The organism is Streptomyces sp. NPDC006551, from assembly GCF_040611675.1.
GTDB lineage: Bacteria > Actinomycetota > Actinomycetes > Streptomycetales > Streptomycetaceae > Streptomyces.
Genome location: NZ_JBEXOT010000015.1, coordinates 81,409 through 100,288, shown reverse-complemented (window position 1 = coordinate 100,288; position 18,880 = coordinate 81,409). Strand labels below are relative to the sequence as shown.

Here is an 18,880-nt window from a genome sequence, read left to right as displayed (position 1 = left end):
CTCGGGAACCCGTGCGGCGTCGCCGTACGGTGGACACGGCTCCTCCGCCGCGCGCTCGCGCGCTCCGCCCTGCTCCACCCGGGTCCTCCTGCGGGGTCGTGCCGGGCCCGGCTCCCGATACCGGTGCCCCGTGTGCACCATAGGCGACAAGCTCGCTCGGAAGGCCGGGGGGCTTGCCCCGCAGGCGAGAGGGGCAAACATCGATCGTGTCGGGTAAGGTAAGGCTAACCTGCTGACGATCGCGATTCGGTGGTCCCCCATGGCCGTCCCCGCCCTGCTCTCCACCCCCTTCACCTCGCCCGTCGCGGCTTCCTACGCCCGCGTCGGCGAGGTGTTCAACGGGCTGCGGATGGCGGAGGCGGGCCCCGGCGAGCGGCTGCCGCGGGGCGGCGGCTGGGTCGGCGCGGACGAACTCGCGGCCGGCGGCGCCGCCCTCGACGCCTTCCTCGCCTGGGACGACGCGCAGGTCCTGCGGGACTACGGCCGGCAGGCCCGCCCCGATGTGATCGCGAGCTTCGGACTGCACCGGTACGCCTGGCCCGCCTGCCTTCTGGTGACCGCCCCCTGGTTCCTGCACCGCAGGGTGCCCCGCGTGCCCGTCCGTAACGTCTCCTTCCATCGCACGCTCGGGCGGATGACCGTCCGCATCGAGGAGTTCGCCTGCCTGCCCGGCGACCCCGCGGCCACGCTGCCCGGCGCCCGGGTCGTCCCCGACGAGGAGGCGCTGCGCGCCGAGGTCCGGGCCTCGCTCGCCGAGCACTTCGAAGACGTCCTGACCGGCTTCGGGCCGCGGATGCGGCGCGGGCGGCGCGCGCTGTGGGGCATGGCGACGGACGAGATCGTCGAGGGGCTCTGGTACATCGCCGGCCTGCTCGGCGAGGAGGCCCGGGCGATGGAGGAGCTCGAGCTCCTGATGCCCGGCACCGCGAAGCCCTTCGCGGGAGCCGCGGGCTTCCGCGAGCTGGCCGGGACGGGGACGGCCGACACCCCGCCCGCCCCGACCCGGGACCGGGCTACCTGCTGCTTCTTCTACACGCTGCGCCCCGAGGACACCTGTACGACGTGTCCGCGCACCTGCGACACCGAGCGGGTCCGCCGGCTCGCCGTGACCGCCTGACGCTCCCCCGACGCTTACGCCACCCCCACGGGTGGCGTACGTCGAACACAACTCCCTTCTCTCGCGCAGCGGTTCGACCAGATCGCACCTATTCGTATGCCGTGCGGCCCCAATGGCGTGCTCTTGCCGCGAAAGCCCTTGAGGGCCCGTCGAGGTCGGCCAGTATGGGCCGCCGAAACGCCCTACTGCGATGCAAGGGACACCGCATGAGACTGACCGACATATCGCTGGACTGGCTGCTTCCGGGCGGCGTCATGGTGGCCGGAGTCCTGACGGCGGTGGCGGTGCTCGCGCGCGGCAAGCGCGCCGGTGACCAGGCCGCGGCCGATGACTCCTGGGAACGCAGCGAGGAACGCCGCAGACGCAAGGAAGCGATCTACGGCACCGCCTCCTACGTCCTTCTCTTCTGCTGCGCGGCCGTCGCGGCCGCCCTCTCCTTCCACGGGCTCGTCGGCTTCGGCCGGCAGAACCTCAACCTCACCGGGGGCTGGGAGTACCTCGTCCCCTTCGGCCTCGACGGCGCGGCCATGTTCTGCTCGGTCCTCGCGGTCCGCGAGGCCAGCCACGGCGACGCCGCCCTCGGCTCGCGCCTCCTCGTGTGGACGTTCGCGGGGGCCGCGGCCTGGTTCAACTGGGTGCACGCCCCCAGGGGCCTGGGGCACGCGGGCGCCCCGCAGTTCTTCGCGGGCATGTCCCTCTCGGCGGCGGTCCTCTTCGACCGGGCCCTCAAGCAGACCCGCCGGGCGGCGCTCCGTGAGCAGGGCCTGGTGCCCCGTCCGCTGCCGCAGATCCGGATCGTACGGTGGCTGCGGGCGCCCCGGGAGACCTTCGCCGCCTGGTCGCTGATGCTGCTCGAAGGCGTACGGACGCTGGACGAGGCGGTCGACGAGGTCCGCGAGGACCGGCGCGAGAAGCAGCAGAACCGGCTGCGCAGACGCGAGCAGGGAAGACTCGACCGGGCCAGGCTCAGGGCGATCAACCGGCAGCACCGGGCCTTCGGGCTCGGCCGCGGCGGCGGGCGCCATGTCGAAATGGCCGCGCTGAACTCCGGCGCGGGCTCCGCGACGTCCGTGGGGACGGCCGTCGCGGAGCCCGCCATAGCGGAACCCGGACAACTGCCGCTTCGACCCCGGCCCTCCCTCCAGGCCGTGCAGGGCGTTGAGCCGCGGACGGTGGACCTCACCGCCGAGGACGACACCCAGGCGCTGCCGCGGCTCGACTCCCTGGAGCGCAAGCTCAAGGACCTCGAGCAGCAGTTCGGCTGAGCACGGCACGCGTGAACTCAGCGGCGGGGCGCCCTCATCGGGCGGCCCCGCCGTCGAGTTCGAACCACACCACCTTGCCCACCCCTTGCTCCTCGACGCCCCAGGAGTCGGCCAGCGCCTCGACCAGGACGAGCCCCCTGCCGTGCGTACCGTCGTCGGCGATCGGTGCGTGCGGCGCGGTCAGGCCGGGAACGAAGTCCCGTACCTCGACCCTGAGGCTCTCGGGAACGACGGTCGCGGTCACCACCGCTCCGTGCTCCGTGTGCACCAGCGCATTGGTCACCAGCTCGCTCGTGAGCAGCTCCGCCACGTCGGAGGCCCCCGGTCCGCCCCATTTCCGCAGCATCTCGCGCAACGCATGCCGTACCTCCGGCACCGCGGTGAGATCCGCGCATCCCACCTTCTTCAGCAGTTGAGTCGGCTGTCCCGCCTCCCCGGCCATAACCCCCACCCACACGTCGTCGAACTGGCTCACGGGGATGCATGCCCCGCCCACCGGCCCGCATTCACGGCCGGGGAACATTGCGCAAGTTGGAGCGGGCCATCTGGAGCATGCGCCCGACGCCTCCGTCGAGCACGATCTTGCCCGCCGAAAGGGCGAATCCGGTCACCATGTCGGCGCTGATCTTCGGCGGGATGGAGAGCGCGTTGGGGTCGGTGACGATGTCCACGAGGGCCGGGCCCTTGTGCTTGAACGCGTCCTTGAGAGCGCCGGCGAGCTGCTTCGGCTTCTCGACCCGTACCCCGTAGGCGCCGGCCGCCCGGGCGATGGCGGCGAAGTCGGGGTTGTGGTTGGTCGTTCCGTACGACGGGAGTCCGGCCACGAGCATCTCCAGCTCGACCATGCCGAGCGAGGAGTTGTTGAAGAGGACGATCTTCACCGGCAGGTCGTACTGGACGAGGGTGAGGAAGTCGCCCATCAGCATGGCGAATCCGCCGTCGCCGGACATCGAGATCACCTGGCGGCGGCGGTCGGTGAACTGGGCGCCGATGGCCTGCGGCAGCGCGTTGGCCATCGAGCCGTGGCTGAAGGAGCCGATGATCCGCCGACGGCCGTTGGGTGAGATGTAACGGGCCGCCCAGACGTTGCACATACCGGTGTCGACGGTGAAGACGGCGTCGTCGTCGGCGAGTTCGTCCAGGACGGAGGCGACGTACTCCGGGTGGATGGGCACGTGCTTGTCGACCTTGCGGGTGTACGCCTTCACGACTCCTTCGAGCGCGTCGGCGTGCTTCTTCAGCATCTTGTCGAGGAAGCGGCGATCCGTCTTGGCGCGCACGCGCGGGGTGAGGCAGCGCAGCGTCTCGCGTACGTCGCCCCAGACGGCGAGGTCGAGCTTGGAGCGGCGCCCGAGGTGTTCGGGCCGGACGTCCACCTGGGCGATCTTGACGTCGTCGGGCAGGAAGGCGTTGTACGGGAAGTCGGTGCCCAGCAGGATCAGCAGGTCGCATTCGTGGGTGGCCTCGTAGGCGGCGCCGTAGCCGAGCAGTCCGCTCATGCCCACGTCGAACGGATTGTCGTACTGGATCCATTCCTTGCCGCGCAGGGCGTGGCCGACCGGTGCCTTGACGCGCTCGGCGAACTGCATGACCTCGGCGTGTGCGCCGGCGGTGCCGCTGCCGCAGAACAGGGTCACCCGGTCGGCGTCGTCGACGAGCCGTGCCAGCGCCTCGATCTCGCTGTCACCCGGTCGGACGGTGGGCCGGGTGGTGACGAGGGCGTGCTCCACCGCCTTCTCGGGGGCGGGTTCGGCGGCGATGTCGCCGGGGAGGGAGACGACGCTGACGCCGCCCTGTCCGACGGCGTGCTGAATGGCCGTCTGGAGCAGTCGGGGCATCTGCTTCGGACTGGAGATCAGCTCGCTGTAGTGGCTGCACTCGGTGAAGAGCCGGTCGGGGTGGGTCTCCTGGAAGAAGCTGAGGCCGATCTCGGCGGTCGGAATGTGCGAGGCGAGGGCCAGCACCGGGGCCATCGAGCGGTGGGCGTCGTACAGGCCGTTGATGAGGTGCAGATTGCCCGGGCCGCAGGAGCCGGCGCAGGCGGCGAGGCGGCCGGTGATCTGCGCCTCCGCGCCCGCCGCGAAGGCGGCGGCCTCCTCGTGCCGGACCTGGATCCAGTCGATGCCGGAGGTGCGGCGGATGGCGTCGACGACGGGGTTCAGGCTGTCGCCCACGACTCCGTACAGGCGTTGGACGCCCGCCCGGACGAGGAGGTCGACGAACTGTTCTGCGACGTTCTGTTTGGCCATGGATCCATCAACCCATGGGCTCGGCGGTTACGCCTCCCAGACGGCGACCGACGTACGGTCATCGGCGTATCCCTTCACCCTCAGCTGGGTGTCGGCGAGGTAGGCGGCGAGTCCGGGCGGTTCGGGGGCGGTCCAGCGCGAGGCCAGCTCGCGGGCGAGGGCGGGCTCGCCGCGCATCGGCTCGGCGAGGCCGTTCGACGCGAGGAGCAGGATGTCGCCGGGGCGGGCCACGGAGGCCCGGAAACGGAACGGTTCGGCGGGCGGCGCGAGCGCGCCGGAGGCTGGGGAAGGGCCCTCGACGAGTGGGCCGGGGGCGGTGGTGATGCCGAGGTCCATGGTGAGCCGGTCCCCCTCCTCCGTCTCGGACGGGATCGCCGCCGGGGTTTCGGAGTGCGGCGCCTTGGCGGAGGTGGAAGCCTCGGGCTCCGCGGGCGGGGGCACCGCGGGCGGGGAGCCGAAGCCGACGACGGGCGCGCCGGTCAGCGCGGCAGGCTCGGGGACCAGCGGCTCGATGTCCTGCCAGGCCCCGTCGCGGAGGCGGAAGAGACCGCCGCGGCCGATGCCGAAGAAGACCCGGGTCCGGCAGCCGGGGTCGGCGGAGAGCAGCAGACAGCGCAGGCTCGCGGTGTACTCGTCCGGCTCCACGCCCAGCTCGGCGGCGCGGGCGCGGAGTTTGCCGTAGGTCCGGTCGGTGAGCCGGTGGAGTCCGGACTTGAGATCGCCGCGGCGGCCGGCCCGGATGTCCTCGGAGAGCCGGGCGTGGCTGCGGCCGACGGCCTCGCCGATCCAGCGGCAGGCGTCGGCGGCGGCGAGATGGGCGCCGTCGGCGGCGCGGGCGCCGCCCGCCACGGCGACCAGGACGAGGGCGGCCTCGTCGTGGCCGAAGCGGGCGGTGAGCAGGGCGTCGCGGCGGGGTTCGCCGCGGTAGCGGGCGGAGTCGCCGCGGACGGAGGCGGCGCGCAGCGTGTAGGTGCCGTAGCGGGCGCCGTCGAGGACGGTGTCGGCGACCAGGTCGGCCAGCTCGCCGGGGTGGGCGGCGGGCAGGGCGGTGGGCTCGGGCTCGTAGGTGGGCGGACGGCTGCCGATGTGTTCGGTACGGGGGCGGGGTGCGGGGACCCGGACGGTCGCCTCCGGGAGCGGAGCCGGCTCGGGGGCCTCCGGGGCGGGGGCCCGGACGGTCGGGGCCTCGGCGGGCGGCGGAGGCGGTGGGGGCGACGGAGGGGGCGGGGGCGGGACTTCGGACGCCGACGCGAACGTGCGGGGGCCGCCCGCGTGTGCGTCGGGGGGTTCCCACGGGGCCTTCTCCGGCCGGGGCGGGGCGGTGTCCCGCCGTACCGACGCGGGCACGGCGCGGGACGCGGAGTCGAAGCGGTCGTCCAACGTGTCACCGGTCGCGGCCGGCGCCGTGTCCCCGACCGAGTCGTCGTACAGCTTGTCCCACCAGTTGTCCCCCTGCTGAGTCATGCCCTTATTGTCCACCGCGCGGGCCGCGCGAAAAGGGACATCCGGAAAAGGAACGAAAAAGGGGTCCGCCGGGCGACCCCACCCCCCACGGGAAGGACGCCCGGCGGACCGTCGTGATCAGCGCACGTCGTAAGCGCGGACCACGGTCTGGGTGACGGAGTTGCCGTGTGCGTCCGTCAGCTCGGTCTTCAGGGTGACCGGCTTGCCGGTCGCGCCCGTGTGGTTCACGGTCGCGGTCCACTCACCGCCCTGCTGCGAGACCCGCGCCCGCGTCCAGGTCGTGCCCCCGTCGTAGGAGTACGAGAGCCTGACCGAGGTGAGCGCGGCGGGCGTGTAGCCCGCGTGACCCGTCGCGGTGAGGCCGATCATCTGGCCGTCGGTCGCGGCGAGGGTCTTGAGTCCGTCCTCCGGCAGGTTGTACCGGGGAAAGAGAATCGGGATGCCTTGAGAGTAGACGCTCTCCTCACGCTTGGAGGTGAATTCCCACACGGAGTTGACGGCGGTGGAGCGTGCCCACACCTTGCTGCCCAGCTTCATGGTGTTCTGTTCGAGCGTGTACGTGCCCTGCTGGGACGGGACTTCGAAGACTCCGAACGGCCATCCGGTCTGGCCGAGGAGCTCGCCGTCCTTGCTGAGCCGGAGGTTGCCGATGTCGCCGAAGGAACCGGGCTGGGCGTAGTGGGTGTTGTCGCCCCACATGGCGTCGGCGAAGCCGATGAGGTCGCCCTGGCGCTCGGCGACGAGCACCGGCTTCCCGGTCGCGTCGAGCGGGGCGGTCGGGGCGACGACGCCGTCGTACCAGCGTTCGGTGCGCTTCTCCCCCGCCTTGTACGCGTGCTGGGCACCGATCATGAACTCGCCGAACGGGAACCCGGAGGACAGGGCCTGGTCCCACCGGGTGTCCCCGGCCGTGTAGTACTCGGTGCGCGTACCCGGGGCCGGGACGGTCTCGATGGCGGCGAAGCGGACCGCCGTGCCGTTCGGGCGGTACGCCGCCACGTTGTCGATGAAGTCGGTGGCGACGCCCATGGAGCCGTAGCCGGACTCGGTACGGCCCAACTGGCCGTCACGGACGCGGTAGACCTTCTCCTCGCGGATCGTGCCGGTCTCGGGGAAGGCCAGGTTGTAGAGGTACGGGCTCTTCGCGGTGGCCTTCCAGGACAGGGTGACCTCGCCGGCGGAGAGCTTCGCGAGCAGCGCCGCGCCTTCGGCGGAGCCGACGGCGAGGACCGGGAAGCCGGCGCCGGTGAAGCCGGCGGTCGGGTACCAGCGGGCGGGCGAGGTGCGGTACGCGAGGACCGCGACGGCGCCGGCCGCCTTGGCGTCACGAGCGACGGTGCCCGCGGCGGTGGAGGTGTCGGGGAAGCGGACCAGGGCGACTCGGCCCCGGACCGCGGCGGCCGTCAGCTCCTCCGGGGTGCCGGTGCCCGCGTCGACGAGCCGGGCGGTGCCGGTGCCGTCGAGGTTGTCGGAGCCGAGGGAGGCGGTGACCGGGTGGAGCGCGAGGCCGTCGGTCGTCCTCAGTTCGGAGATCAGCGGGGCGGCGGTGCGCCAGTAGCTGCCGAACTCGAACTCGCCCTCGCCGACGCGCCCTTCGACCGAGGCGTAGTAGCCGCGTATGGTCCGGGTGCCGCCCGCCGTGCCGGCGTGCAGCCAGGTGTCGTCCCAGGAGCGGGAGAAGGCCAGCGTGGTGCCGCGCTGTTCGCCGGGCCTGTCGGTCCTCACCGACAACCGGTGTGCCGCGCGGGCGTCCAGGACGAGGGTGGTGTCCTTCTTCAGCTCCAGTCGGGGCCGGGCGAGGTAGCTGAGCGAGTCGTTCAGCGTGGCGCCCTCGCCGGCGTCGGGGGTGGTGACGAAGGAGGAGAGGAAGTAGCTGCCGGGGCGCAGGCGGTACACCTGGTCCGCGGCCCCTTCGTTGAAGCGGCGCTCGCCGCTGGCGTCGTCGGTGCCGATGACGTCGAGGGACGACGCGCCGTCGGCGGGGCGGCCCTGACGGTCGATCAGCTTGACGCGCAGGGTGACGGTCTCGGGCTCCACGTGGAGGGAGAACGGGGTCGAGACCGCTGTGCCGCCGGGGCCGGTGGCCACCACGCGGCCGGTCACGTCGCCGTACTGGGCGCGCTCCAGATGGGCGGCCGGGTCCAGGCGCAGCGGCACCTCGACGGTGGCCCCGGCGGGCACGGTGACGGTGCGCTCGCCGAGGCGGGCGACGGAGGACCTGACGCGCGAGCCGTCGTTGCCGGTGACCTTCTCGACCGCGAGCGTCAGGGTGACGGCCCGGTCGGAGGTGTTGGTGTACGGGACGGGGACGGACGTCCGGTCTCCGCTGTGCTGGGGCCAGTGGAAGGTGCCGCCCTGGACGGCGCCGGCGCCGAGGACGGTCTGGTCGACGGCCGCCTTGACGTCCAGGCGGCCGGCGCCGACCTCGCGGACGTCACCGGGGACGGCGCTCTCGGCGGAGGAGACGAGCGCGGCCTTGATCTGCCGGCCGGACCAGTCGGGGTGCCGCTGCTTGACGATGGCGGCGGCGCCGGCGACGTGCGGGGTGGCCATCGACGTACCGGACATGGACTGATAGGCGTACACCCCGCGGCCGCCGGCCGCGGCGGCGGAGATGGAGACGCCGGGGGCGGCGATCTCCGGCTTGAGGGTGTGGTTCACGATCGTCGGGCCGCGGCTGGAGAAGTACGCCGTGGAGTCGTCGCGGTCGGTGGCGCCGACGGTCAGCACGTCGGGGGCGCAGCCGGGCGAGGAGACCGTGTTGAGGGTCGGGCCGGAGTTTCCGGCGGCGACCACGAACAACGTGCCCTTGTTCTGCGCGAGTTCCTGGGCGGCGACGCTCATCGGGTCGGTGCAGTCGGTCGGTTCGGGGCTGCCGAGGCTCATGGAGACGACATCGGCGCCCTGGGCGACGGCCCACTCCATCCCGGCGATGATCCAGGAGGCGGCGCCGGAGCCGGAGTCGTTGAGGACCTTGCCGTTGAGGAGGTCCGCGCCGGGTGCGACGCCCTTCTTCGCTCCCGCGCTCGCGGCGCCGGAGCCGCCGACGGTGGAGAGGGTGTGGGTGCCGTGGCCCTGGCGGTCGTCGGCGGTGTCGGAGTCGGTGAAGTTCTCCGAGGCGACGAGACGGCCCTTGAGGTCGGGGTGCTCGGCGTCGGCGCCGGTGTCGAGGACGGCGACCTTGGTGCCCTTGCCGTCGAAGCCGGCGGCCCAGGCCTCCGGGGCGTGGACCTGCCGTGTGGAGCGCTCGAGGGTGGCCTGGACCTTGCGGTCCAGCCAGAGCTTCTTCAGGGGTGAGGCGTTACGCGCGGTGGAGGTCTCGACGTCGGCCCAGAAGGCGGCGGCCCGCTTCTTGTCGGCCTGGAGGGCGACGCCGTCGACGGCCTTGAGAACCTGACCGCGCCGGGCCCCGCGCGGCGCGGCGGGTACCGAGCGGGCGAGGTCGGAGCCGTAGACGGCGATGAGCGGGAGCGTGGTGGTGGCGGCGTCGTGGTAGCCCTGGCGGATCAGCCCGGTGACATTGAAGAGCTCCTCGTCGACGCGGCCCGCGGCGAGGGCATCGGTGGCGTTCTCCGGGTAGACGTACAGGTCCTGGCCGGAGCGACGGGTCTGGACGAAGGGCACGGTCCCGTCCTCGGCCGGCAGGGCGGCCGCGGCCGGGTTGCCCGCCGTGTCCCTGGTGACCAGGACCCGGTCACCGGTGACCAGGGTGACGGTGGTGGGTCGTTCCCCGGCGCGGGCGGAAGCCTCGCTGCCGACCAGCGGTCGCTTGCCGGTCGGGTCGTCCTGCGGCGTGGCGGCCGTGGACGGCGCGACCGCGGTGACGGCCAGGACGGCGGCGGTCGCCGCCCCCAGGGCCGTACGCGAAATCGGGCGCATCGCTCTCCCCATCTGATTCCGGCACAAGGGCAGGCGAAAGGCCCCTGGCCGGAGGCGGTTGGTGCTGCGGTGGCGCCACATTGGCAGAGGTGAGGGTGGTACAGGGATGATGGGCGCGGCGGGAATGCGCCGTGGCCGATTCCCGCCAGAGCACCGACGGAACGTATGCGTCCGCCGAACGTCCGGGGTATGCCCGGGTCGTCCGGGGGCGTCCGGGCACGTCCGGAGAGATCCGGCGAGGGGTGGGGCAGCGATGCTGGGAGCGATAGGTCTCGACGAGCGGCAGGAGTCCGCGTACCGCGCGCTGGTCGCGCTGGGCGCGGCCGAGGTCACGGATCTGGCACACCGGCTCGCCCTGCCGGAGACCGAGACCGAGCGGGCGCTGCGGCGGCTCGAGTCGCAGGGTCTGGCGGCGCAGTCCTCGGCCAGGACGGGGCGGTGGGTGGCGGCGCCGCCGGGCGTCGCGCTGGGGGCGCTGCTGACGCAGCAGCGGCACGAGCTGGAGCAGGCGGAGCTGGCGGCGGCGCTGCTGGCCGAGGAGTACCGCGCGGAGGCGGCGGAACCGGCCGTGCACGACCTGGTGGAGGTGGTGACCGGGGCGAGCGCCGTCACCCACCGCTTCCTCCAGCTCCAGCTGGGCGCGGCCGACGAGGTCTGCGCGCTGGTGACCGGCAAGCCGATCGCGGTGAGCGGCCTGGAGAACGACGCGGAGGAGCTGGCGGCGGAGCGGGGGGTGCGCTACCGGGTGGTGATCGAGCGGGAGATCCTGACGCAGCCGTCGGGGCTCGTCGAGCTGTCGGCGGCGCTCGGCCGCGAGGAGCGGATCCGGGTGGTGGACCGGGTCCCCACCAAGCTGGTGGTCGCGGACCGCACCCTGGCGATGGTCCCGCTGACCGGCCGCGGCGTGGAGCCGGCGGCGCTGGTGGTCCACGCGAGCGGGCTCCTGGAGTCCCTGATGGGTCTCTTCGAGTCGGTCTGGCGCGACGCGCTCCCCCTGCGGCTCGGCGCGGGCGCGCAGGTGCGGGAGACGGAGGTGCCGGGTCCGGACGCGACGGACCTGGAGATCCTCTCGCTCCTCCTGGCGGGGATGACGGACGCGAGCGTGGCCAAGCAGCTGGACCTGGGCCTGCGCACGGTCCAGCGCCGGGTGAAGGGCCTGATGGAGCTGACGGGGGTGACGACCCGGCTCCAGCTGGGCTGGCACGCGTACGAGAAGGGCTGGGTGGCCCGGGGGTAGCGGGGCACGGGGAAAACGGGGCGCCCGGGGAAGCGGGGCCCGGGGAAAGCGGGGCCGGGGAAAGCGGGACCCGGGGAAAGCGAGGCCCGGCGCGACGGCCCCGCGCCCTCGTCCGTACGGCCGCGACCTGCGAGGACGCCGTGCGTCCTGCACGCTTGACAGATGGGTGTGTGGCAGCTGTTGCTGGTGGCGATGGTGATGCTGCTGGGCCTGTTCGGGGTGCTCGCTCCCGGCGTGCCCGGGCCGTGGCTCGTCTGGGCGGCCATGCTCTGGTGGTCGCTGCAACAGCAGAGCGGCCTCGCCTGGATCCTGCTCGTCGCCTCGACCGCGCTGCTGCTGCTCACCCAGGTGGTCGTCTGGCAGCTGCCGCAACGCCGGATCCGCGGCGTCGGCATCTCGGGGCGGATGGTGACGTACGCCGGGGTCGGCGCGTTCCTCGGCTTCTTCCTGGTTCCCGTGCTGGGCGCGATCCCCGGTTTCGTCGGCGGGATCTACCTCTCCGAACGCCTCCGCCTCGGCGGTCACGGCCAGGCGAAGGCTTCCACGCGCGGGCTGATGCGGGCGGCCGGCACGAGCGTGCTCGTCGAGCTGTTCTCGTGCCTGCTGATCGTCGGGGCGTGGGTGGGGGCCGTGATCTGGGGCTGACCGCTCCGCGTGCCGCTACCGGGGAAGGTCGATCTGGTACTTGATGAAGCCGGTGTCGCGGGCGACCTTGTCGTAGAGGTGCCGTGCGGTGGTGTTGGACTCCTGGGTGTTCCAGTAGACCCGGTCGCAGCCCTGGGCACGGGCCCACTCGGCGACGGCGGCGATGAGGGCACGCGCCGCGCCCTTGCCGCGCGCCTCGGGATCGGTGAAGAGGTCCTGGAGGTAGCAGACGTCGGGGCCGGAGGTGCTGGGGTGAACGAAGAAGTGGGTGAAGCCGACCAGCCGCCCGTCGAGCCGTGCGGCCAGGGCGTGCAGCCGGGTGTCCTCCTGGAACTCCCGCCAGGCCCGCTCGTACATCTCGGAGCCTTCGGTGCGGCCGTAGAAGTCCATATAGGCGCGGAAGAGCCGCTCCCACTCCGAGCGGTCGTCCCGCGCGAGACGGTCGATGGTGATCATGCCGGCCATCCTTGCAGGTGGCGCAGGCCGTAGGACCTCCAGGGTCGCCATGCCTCCGCGTCGGGGACGGCCTCCGGGACCACGTCGGGGTCGCCCAGGGCGCGCATACGGATGAGGGCGGCGGTGGCGGGGGTGACACCGGGAACGCCGAGCAGGGCCCGCTCGGCCTCGTCCCGGTCGGCGCCGGGGTCGAGGCGTACCGCACCGGTGGCGAGCGCGGCCGCGAGGGGGCCGGCGACGGGGTGGGAGGTGAGGGCGGCGGGCTCGGGAAAGAGGTGGGTGAGGCCTCCGCACGTGTGCTCCAGGGCCGTCCCGTGGGTCTCGGCCAGCCGGGCCGCCTCGCGCGGGCCGAGCAGGGTGCGGAGGGCGAACTCCTCGGGGTCGGCCGCGCCGGGCGAGCGTACGCCGGGGCGGGCGGCCACCCGAGCGGCGAGCCGCGGGTCGGCGCCGAGACGCTCGGCGACGGCGTACGGATCGGCGTCCAGGTCGAAGAGCCGGCGCAGCCGTTGGACGGCGGTGGTCAGATCGCGCAGGTCGGTGAGGTGGATCCGGGCCTCCAGCCAGGGCCCTGCGCTGCGCTCGTCGACGGAGACGAGGCCGGTGCCGTACGGGAGGCGGAGCGTACGGCGGTAGGTGCGGGCGCCGACAGGGCCGACCACGTCCTCGACCCGGGGCAGCGCCTCGGCGGCGAGCAGGTCGAAGACCTCCCGGGCGGCGTAGGGGCCGCGGTGCGCGAGCCGCAGCGGCACGCCGGCGGCGCGGGCGGCGCGGGGCGCCGTGCCGGTGCCGGACTCGGCGCGGAGTTCGGAGGGGGTACGGGCGTAGATGCGGCGGATCGTGTCGTTGAACTGGCGCACGCTCGCGAATCCGGACGCGAAGGCGATCTCGGTGATCGGCAGCCCGGTCGTCTGCAGGAGCAGCCGTGCGGTGTGCGCCCGTTGGGCGCGGGCGAGCGCGACGGGGCCCGCGCCGAGTTCGGCGGTGAGCTGACGCTGCACCTGCCGTGCGCTGTAACCGAGCCGGCCGGCGAGCCCGGGCACGCCCTCGCGGTCGACGACGCCGTCCCCGATCATCCGCATGGCGCGGCCGACGACATCGGCCCGCACGTTCCACTCGGCGGACCCGGGCACGGCGTCGGGCCGGCACCGCCGGCAGGCGCGGAAGCCGTGGCCCTGGGCGGCGGCCGCGGTCGGGAAGAACGTGACGTTCTTCCGCTGGGGGGTGACGGCGGGGCAGCTGGGCCGGCAGTAGATCCCGGTGGTCCGCACGGCGAAGAAGAACTCCCCGTCGAACCGCGCGTCCCGGCTGCTGACCGCCTGGTACCGGGTGTCTTCGTCCATCACGAGATCCAGTGTGCGGGACCGGGCGGGGCGTATCTGGCGGTTTTCGGACATGGGGGTGGGGCGTGGCGCGCCGGGCGGGTTGCGGACGGTGGGGCCCATGCCCCGCCGGGGGCCGCCGGGCATGGGCCCCGGACCCCGCCGGCGCCGAGCCGACCCCGAGCGGGAAGCCGGGCACGGATCCCGGCCTGTGAGCGGTGAGCCGGCACGGAACCCGGCCCCCCGGGCTGGGAGCCGGGCGCAGGCCCGGACCCCGAACTGGGAGCGAGCCTGCCCCTGCCCGCAGCGCGGGGGAGCGAGCCGACCCCGAACGGGGAGGCTCCGCCCCGCCCAGCGGGCTATCGCGCGTGGCCGCGCTTCACCGCCATCGCCGCCCAGCATCGCCGCCGGGGGCCGCCGGGCATGGGCCCCGGACCCCGCCGGGGAGCGAGCCGACCCCCGAGCGGGGAGCCACAGCCGCGCCTGGCGGGCGGCGGCCAGCGGGCGACGGCCCGCGTTTCGCCGTGCGGCTCCGCGCTGGGAGGCGCCGCGCCGCCCGGCCGGGCCGCCGGGGCCGCCGCGAGGCCGGCCCTGAACGGGAAGCGTCGCCCGCGGCCAGCGGGCGACGGCCCTTCGCCGTGCGGTGCCGGCCGCCGCACGCCGCCCCGCGGGCTATCGCGCGTGGCCGCGCTTCAGTGCCATCGCCGCCCGGCCCTCCGCGCCCTTGCGCTTCCAGTCCTTGAGCATCTCTGCCCGGAGGCGGGCGTCGGTCTTCGCGACGATGCGCTGGTTCTCGCGCAGGAGTTTGCGGTAGCTCTCCAGCCGCCGCACCGACAGCGTGCCGTCCTCGACGGCCGCCGTCACCGCACAGCCCGGCTCCGCCTCGTGGGCGCAGTCGTGGAAGCGGCAGTCCTCCGCGAGGCTCTCGATCTCCGAGAAGACCTGCCCCACCCCGGTCTCGGCGTCCCACAGCCCGACACCGCGCAACCCCGGCGTGTCGATCAGGACGCCGCCCCCGGGCAGCAGGAGCAGATTCCGCGTCGTGGTGGTGTGGCGGCCCTTGCCGTCCACGTCACGCGCGGCCTGGACACTCATGACCTCCTCGCCGAGGAGGGTGTTGGCGAGCGTCGACTTCCCGGCTCCGGAGGCGCCGAGCAGCACGCTCGTACCGCCCGCCACCACCGCGGCGAGCACCTCCACGCCCTCCCCCGTCGACGCGCTGACCGGCAGCACCCGCACGCCCGGTGCCGAGGTCTCCACGTCCTGGACGAGGTAGGAGAGCCCGACCGGGTCGGGGACGAGGTCGGCCTTGCTGAGGACGACCAGGGGCTGGGCGCCCGACTCCCACGCCAGCGCGAGGAAGCGTTCGACGCGACCGAGGTCCAGCTCGACGGCGAGCGAGACGGTGATGATCGCGTGGTCGACGTTGGCCGCGAGGATCTGGCCCTCGGAACGCTTGGACGACGTCGACCGCACGAAGGCCGTACGACGCGGAAGAAGCGTCCGTACGTACCGCGGGTCACCGTCCGGATCGACCGCGGCCCAGTCCCCCGTGCAGACGACCTTCATGGGGTCGCGGGGAACGACGAACTCGGTGTCGGCGCGCACGGTGCCGACCGGGGTGACGACATCGCACTGGCCTCGGTCGACCCGCACGACACGGCCGGGCAGAAGACCCCGCTCGGCGTACGGGGCGAACTCGGCCTCCCAGCCCGCGTCCCAGCCGTACGGAACCAGCGGGTGCGAGACGGACGACGAGGCGGTCGAGCCCTGAACAGAAGAGAAAGACAAGGGGAACCCTTCGAAGGGTGGCCCCGGCACACGCCGAACGGCGCGGAGAGAGGAAGGTCAGCCGGCGACCACGGAAGTGGAGTGGAAGAACTGCTGGGAGCGGGCAGTGCCCATCGCGACAACAGCCATCGGTCACACCTCCTGGATCACACGGAGCGACAGATGCGGACAGCCCATCGGGCGGTCCGCAGGAACGGCCAGACTCTAACGCGGCCGCCCCCGGCCGCGCCAAGCATTTTTCGGGGCGCTGCTCCGGGGTTCACGCCGCCTGCCGCACGAGGTCGCGGACCGGGTCAGCAGTGCCCGGGAACTCCCGCCGTCCGCAGGCGCTCTCGCGCCACTGGGACGGGGACACCCCGTAGGCCCTGCGGAAGGCGCGGCTGAAGTGGGCCGGTCTGGGGAACCCCCAGCGGGCGGCCACCGCGGAGATCGCGAGGCCGGCCGCGTCGGGACGGGCCAACTCGGCCCGGCACGCCTCCAGTCGCCGTTCCCGCACCCAGCCGCCGAACGTGGTGCCCTCCGCGTGGAACAGCTTGTGCAGAGAGCGCAGCGAGATGCCGAGCTCCTCGGCGAGCATCCGGGGCGAGAGCTCCGGTTCACCGAGGCGGGCCTCGGCGGACGACTTGATCCGGTCGAGGACCGTCGCGGGCCCCGCCCCGGCCGCCCTGGACCGGCCGAGCGCGCCCGACTGGTGTGCGGCGAGGGTGGAGAGAAGACCCGCGACGGTGCGGGCGAGCGGCTCGCGCACGTGGGGGGCGGCCGGGCCGATCTCCTCCACGAGCCCCCGCAGGAACGGCAGGAGCGGCGCGGCCGGCCCGTCGGGTTCGACGCCGACGGCCGTCGCGGTGATGCGGCGTACGTCCGTGTCCTCCAGCCTCAGCATCGGGCGGGGCAGCATCAGGACCCGGGCCCGCTGAGGCTCCGGCAGGACGATGCTGAACGGGCGGCTCGCGTCGTAGAAGGCGAGGACTCCGGGATCGAGCTGTACGGAACGGCCGTCCTGGAACAACAGGGCGGGGCCCGCCAGTTGTATCCGGGCGAAAAGGTACGCGTGGCCGTCCGCCGCCGCGGCCTCAGGGGTACGGACGAGCTTCACCGGGTCGGACTCCTCGGTGGTGACCTGGAGCGACCCGGTCCGGTTCGAGGTGAGGGATCCGGTCCAGGACCCCCGGTCCCCCCGGACGACCGGGTCGAGAGCGACATAGGTCCGTGACAGGTCCCGCTTCCACACCGACACCGGGTCTGCCGGCGCGGCCGTGGCCGTGGACAGGGCAAGGTGCTGAGCGGCGGCGGTCAGCGGCGCACGGCTCCTCATGTCACCCGGCCTCCGAGACGGCGCGCCGGGCCCGTTCGCCCCGCAGCCACTCGGTCGGCGACGTGCCGTACTCCCTGCGGAACGCCCGCCCGAAATGGGACGTGCTGGTGAAGCCCCAGCGGTGGGCGACGCTGCCCACGCTCGTGTTCCGGGTGACGTTCGCCGCCAGCTCCCTCCGGCACTCCCGCATGCGCAGTTCACCGATCCAGCGGCTGACCGTCGTGCCCTCCTTCTCGAACAGCCGGTGCAGATACCGCACCGAGATGTGGTGGGCGCGTGCGACGGTCTCGGGGGTGAGGCCCGGATCCGCCAGATGCCAGCGGATGAACCGCTGGACGCGCAGCAGCAGGACGCGATCGGCGCCGGGCAGACTCGCGGGCTCCCCGCCCGACTGCTGGGCCGCGACCGCGGCGAGCAGGTCCACGGCGCTGCCGGCCAGTTGCTCGGCGACAGGCTGGGGGTAGGACTCCGACGCGTCCGCCAGCCGCGACATGAACGGGGAGAGCAGGGCCGCGAGCCCGGCGGTCGGGCGCAGGGACCGCGCCGTGATCAGGGCCGTATCCGCCTCGCTCAGGCCCAGGAGGCTGCGGGGCACGGCGAAGATCTGCAACTGGAAGCGGTGCGGAAACCGCGTACGGGAGGGGCGGACGGTCTCGAAGAACGCCACGTCGCCCGGCCGCATCTCGGTGGCGCGGCCGTCCTGCTCGACCTGGGCGAGACCGCTGTTGAGCACCGCGGCGAACACCTCCCGGCCGTCGCCGCGGGCGATGAAGTGCGGGGAGCGGTGGACCACGCCCGGGTCGCACTCGACCGTGGTGATCCGCAGGTCGCCGATGTGGTCCGCCCACATCGCCGCGTCGTACGTACCGCTCTCCGTGGTGATGTCCATCCCCACGAGCTGCGCGAGGACGGCATCGTGCCAGAAGTCCAGACTCTCGCTCAGGGGTACGTCGCTCGTGCGCAGCACCTGACGCCGCCGCCGTGTGGCGACGGACTCATGGACGCCGCCGCCGTCCCCCGGGAACGCACCGAAATCGCTCGACATGGTGGCCAGCCTGCCGCCGGTCGGGGGGCGCACGCATCAGTCGGCCGACTGGTCCCGCTCCCCGCTCTCGACGGGCGGCCGGGCCCGGTCGGGACCGGCCGACGCCGTCACCTCAGATGGTCACGCAGGAAGGTGGCCCCCAGGCGCACCGCCGCCAGCGTCGAGGGGCTGGCGCGCAGCGCGGTCAGCGACACGAAGTCGTGGACCATGCCCTGGAATCGGGCAGCGGTCACGGGGACGCCGGCGCGGCGCAGCCGATCCGCGTACTCCTCCGCCTCGTCCCGTGTCACGTCGGCCTCCGCCGTGACGACCAGGGCGGGGGGAAGATCCGCGAGTTCGGCGAGGCTCGCCCGTAGCGGGGAAGCGGTCGGCGCGTCCCGCTCCCCGGGATCGACGGCGTACTGCCGCCAGTACGAGCGCAGGGCCTCCCGGGTGAGCAGATATCCCGTGGCGAACCGCCGTTGGGACGGGCTGTCGCAGCGGGCGTCGGTGAGCGGGTAGTACAGCAGTTGGGCTCGGATGGCCGGGCCGCCGCGCTCCTTCGCCAGGAGCGAGAGCGCCGTCGCAAGCGTGGCGCCGGCGCAGTCGCCGGCGACCGCGAGACGGTCCGCGTCGAGTCCGAGCTCCGACGCCTGCCGGACCGCCCAGGTCAACAGGGCGTGACACTCCTCGAGGGCGACGGGATAGCGGGCCTCGGGCGTGCGGCTGTACTCGGGGACGACGGCTGCCACACCCGCCTCCCGCACCAGCTCGCTGACGAGTCGGGCGTGGGTCTGCGCGTCTCCCAGCATCCAGCGGCCTCCGTGGATGTAGAGCACGGCGGGCAGGGGGCCCGTCGTTCCGGTCGGCCGGACGATCCAGAAGCCCACCAGGCCGGTGGGTCCCACGCGCGCCACATGAAAGGCGGCCTCCACGTCGAAGTCCTCGATCCGATGGTTCTGGGACTCCCGCAGCGCCTGCCGTCCCTCCTCGGGTCCGAGCTCGTGCAGATAAGGCGGTGCCGTCGACGCCTCGACGAGCCGTCGCACCAGCGGATCGAGAATCACGGGCGACGGCGGCACGGAGCCCGCGCCCCTCTCGGGGTCCGACTGCATTCGG

The 18,880-nt window shown here is 73.4% G+C and carries 14 protein-coding genes; 4 read left to right on the top strand and 10 right to left on the bottom strand.

Annotated features, from left to right (window positions below):
- Positions 1-259: 259 nt before the first annotated feature.
- Positions 260-1,117 (top strand): (2Fe-2S)-binding protein, encoded by an 858-nt coding sequence (locus ABZY12_RS16710; protein WP_356890811.1) that lies wholly within the window; start codon positions 260-262, stop codon positions 1,115-1,117.
- A 206-nt stretch (positions 1,118-1,323) separates the two neighbouring features.
- Positions 1,324-2,382 carry a DUF2637 domain-containing protein gene (locus tag ABZY12_RS16705; RefSeq protein ID WP_356890809.1) on the top strand — a complete coding sequence of 353 codons (1,059 nt, stop codon included), beginning with the start codon at positions 1,324-1,326 and terminating at the stop codon, positions 2,380-2,382.
- 34 nt (positions 2,383-2,416) lie between these two features.
- On the opposite strand, the gene ABZY12_RS16700 is transcribed toward ABZY12_RS16705, so the two are convergent.
- The 4 genes from ABZY12_RS16700 to ABZY12_RS16685 all read right to left on the bottom strand — a co-directional run bounded on the left by ABZY12_RS16700 (position 2,417) and on the right by ABZY12_RS16685 (position 9,974).
- Positions 2,417-2,824, bottom strand: a complete 408-nt coding sequence (locus ABZY12_RS16700; RefSeq protein ID WP_356890863.1) for an ATP-binding protein — start codon at positions 2,822-2,824, stop codon at positions 2,417-2,419.
- A gap of 64 nt (positions 2,825-2,888) precedes the next feature.
- Positions 2,889-4,631 carry a pyruvate dehydrogenase gene (locus ABZY12_RS16695; protein WP_356890807.1) on the bottom strand — a complete coding sequence of 581 codons (1,743 nt, stop codon included), beginning with the start codon at positions 4,629-4,631 and terminating at the stop codon, positions 2,889-2,891.
- Positions 4,632-4,658: 27 nt separating this feature from the next.
- Positions 4,659-6,095, bottom strand: a complete 1,437-nt coding sequence (locus tag ABZY12_RS16690) for a protein phosphatase 2C domain-containing protein (protein WP_356890805.1) — start codon at positions 6,093-6,095, stop codon at positions 4,659-4,661.
- Positions 6,096-6,212: 117 nt separating this feature from the next.
- Positions 6,213-9,974, bottom strand: coding sequence for a S8 family serine peptidase (locus ABZY12_RS16685; RefSeq protein WP_356890803.1), 3,762 nt, complete (start codon positions 9,972-9,974; stop codon positions 6,213-6,215).
- Positions 9,975-10,227: 253 nt separating this feature from the next.
- Between ABZY12_RS16685 and ABZY12_RS16680 the strand changes: the two genes are divergently transcribed.
- Both ABZY12_RS16680 and ABZY12_RS16675 read left to right on the top strand, forming a co-directional pair.
- Positions 10,228-11,211 carry a helix-turn-helix domain-containing protein gene (locus tag ABZY12_RS16680; RefSeq protein WP_356890801.1) on the top strand — a complete coding sequence of 328 codons (984 nt, stop codon included), beginning with the start codon at positions 10,228-10,230 and terminating at the stop codon, positions 11,209-11,211.
- Between the two features lie 162 nt (positions 11,212-11,373).
- A complete protein-coding gene (locus tag ABZY12_RS16675) occupies positions 11,374-11,856 on the top strand; it encodes a DUF456 domain-containing protein (protein WP_356890799.1) in 483 nt (160 codons plus the stop codon).
- Between the two features lie 15 nt (positions 11,857-11,871).
- Here ABZY12_RS16675 and ABZY12_RS16670 read toward each other — a convergent pair whose 3' ends face one another.
- From ABZY12_RS16670 to ABZY12_RS16645, 6 genes are all read right to left on the bottom strand, one after another.
- Entirely contained in the window at positions 11,872-12,312 is a 441-nt protein-coding gene (locus ABZY12_RS16670) for a GNAT family N-acetyltransferase (RefSeq protein WP_356890797.1), read from the bottom strand.
- Complete coding sequence (locus tag ABZY12_RS16665; protein ID WP_356890861.1) at positions 12,309-13,652, bottom strand: AlkA N-terminal domain-containing protein; 1,344 nt, start codon at positions 13,650-13,652, stop codon at positions 12,309-12,311. The genes ABZY12_RS16670 and ABZY12_RS16665 overlap by 4 nt, the downstream gene beginning before the upstream one ends.
- A gap of 651 nt (positions 13,653-14,303) precedes the next feature.
- Positions 14,304-15,422, bottom strand: coding sequence for a ribosome small subunit-dependent GTPase A (rsgA, locus tag ABZY12_RS16660; RefSeq protein WP_356890795.1), 1,119 nt, complete (start codon positions 15,420-15,422; stop codon positions 14,304-14,306).
- A gap of 259 nt (positions 15,423-15,681) precedes the next feature.
- Positions 15,682-16,737 carry a helix-turn-helix domain-containing protein gene (locus tag ABZY12_RS16655; RefSeq protein WP_356890793.1) on the bottom strand — a complete coding sequence of 352 codons (1,056 nt, stop codon included), beginning with the start codon at positions 16,735-16,737 and terminating at the stop codon, positions 15,682-15,684.
- Position 16,738: 1 nt separating this feature from the next.
- Entirely contained in the window at positions 16,739-17,782 is a 1,044-nt protein-coding gene (locus ABZY12_RS16650; protein ID WP_356890791.1) for a helix-turn-helix domain-containing protein, read from the bottom strand.
- A gap of 107 nt (positions 17,783-17,889) precedes the next feature.
- The gene (locus ABZY12_RS16645) at positions 17,890-18,876 is read right to left on the bottom strand and encodes an alpha/beta hydrolase (RefSeq protein ID WP_356890789.1); all 987 of its coding nucleotides are present in this window, start codon (positions 18,874-18,876) and stop codon (positions 17,890-17,892) included.
- Between the last annotated feature and the right edge of the window lie 4 nt (positions 18,877-18,880).

What these genes read in the sequence shown, in the direction of transcription:
- ABZY12_RS16695 (WP_356890807.1), bottom strand. Translation starts at nt 4,631, where the DNA reads ATGGCCAAACAGAACGTCGCAGAACAGTTCGTCGACCTCCTCGTCCGG.
- ABZY12_RS16665 (WP_356890861.1), bottom strand. Translation starts at nt 13,652, where the DNA reads ATGGACGAAGACACCCGGTACCAGGCGGTCAGCAGCCGGGACGCGCGG.
- ABZY12_RS16650 (WP_356890791.1), bottom strand. Translation starts at nt 17,782, where the DNA reads ATGTCGAGCGATTTCGGTGCGTTCCCGGGGGACGGCGGCGGCGTCCAT.
- ABZY12_RS16690 (WP_356890805.1), bottom strand. Translation starts at nt 6,095, where the DNA reads ATGACTCAGCAGGGGGACAACTGGTGGGACAAGCTGTACGACGACTCG.
- ABZY12_RS16705 (WP_356890809.1), top strand. Translation starts at nt 1,324, where the DNA reads ATGAGACTGACCGACATATCGCTGGACTGGCTGCTTCCGGGCGGCGTC.
- ABZY12_RS16675 (WP_356890799.1), top strand. Translation starts at nt 11,374, where the DNA reads ATGGGTGTGTGGCAGCTGTTGCTGGTGGCGATGGTGATGCTGCTGGGC.
- ABZY12_RS16700 (WP_356890863.1), bottom strand. Translation starts at nt 2,824, where the DNA reads ATGGCCGGGGAGGCGGGACAGCCGACTCAACTGCTGAAGAAGGTGGGA.
- ABZY12_RS16655 (WP_356890793.1), bottom strand. Translation starts at nt 16,737, where the DNA reads ATGAGGAGCCGTGCGCCGCTGACCGCCGCCGCTCAGCACCTTGCCCTG.
- ABZY12_RS16710 (WP_356890811.1), top strand. Translation starts at nt 260, where the DNA reads ATGGCCGTCCCCGCCCTGCTCTCCACCCCCTTCACCTCGCCCGTCGCG.
- ABZY12_RS16670 (WP_356890797.1), bottom strand. Translation starts at nt 12,312, where the DNA reads ATGATCACCATCGACCGTCTCGCGCGGGACGACCGCTCGGAGTGGGAG.
- ABZY12_RS16680 (WP_356890801.1), top strand. Translation starts at nt 10,228, where the DNA reads ATGCTGGGAGCGATAGGTCTCGACGAGCGGCAGGAGTCCGCGTACCGC.
- ABZY12_RS16645 (WP_356890789.1), bottom strand. Translation starts at nt 18,876, where the DNA reads ATGCAGTCGGACCCCGAGAGGGGCGCGGGCTCCGTGCCGCCGTCGCCC.
- ABZY12_RS16685 (WP_356890803.1), bottom strand. Translation starts at nt 9,974, where the DNA reads ATGCGCCCGATTTCGCGTACGGCCCTGGGGGCGGCGACCGCCGCCGTC.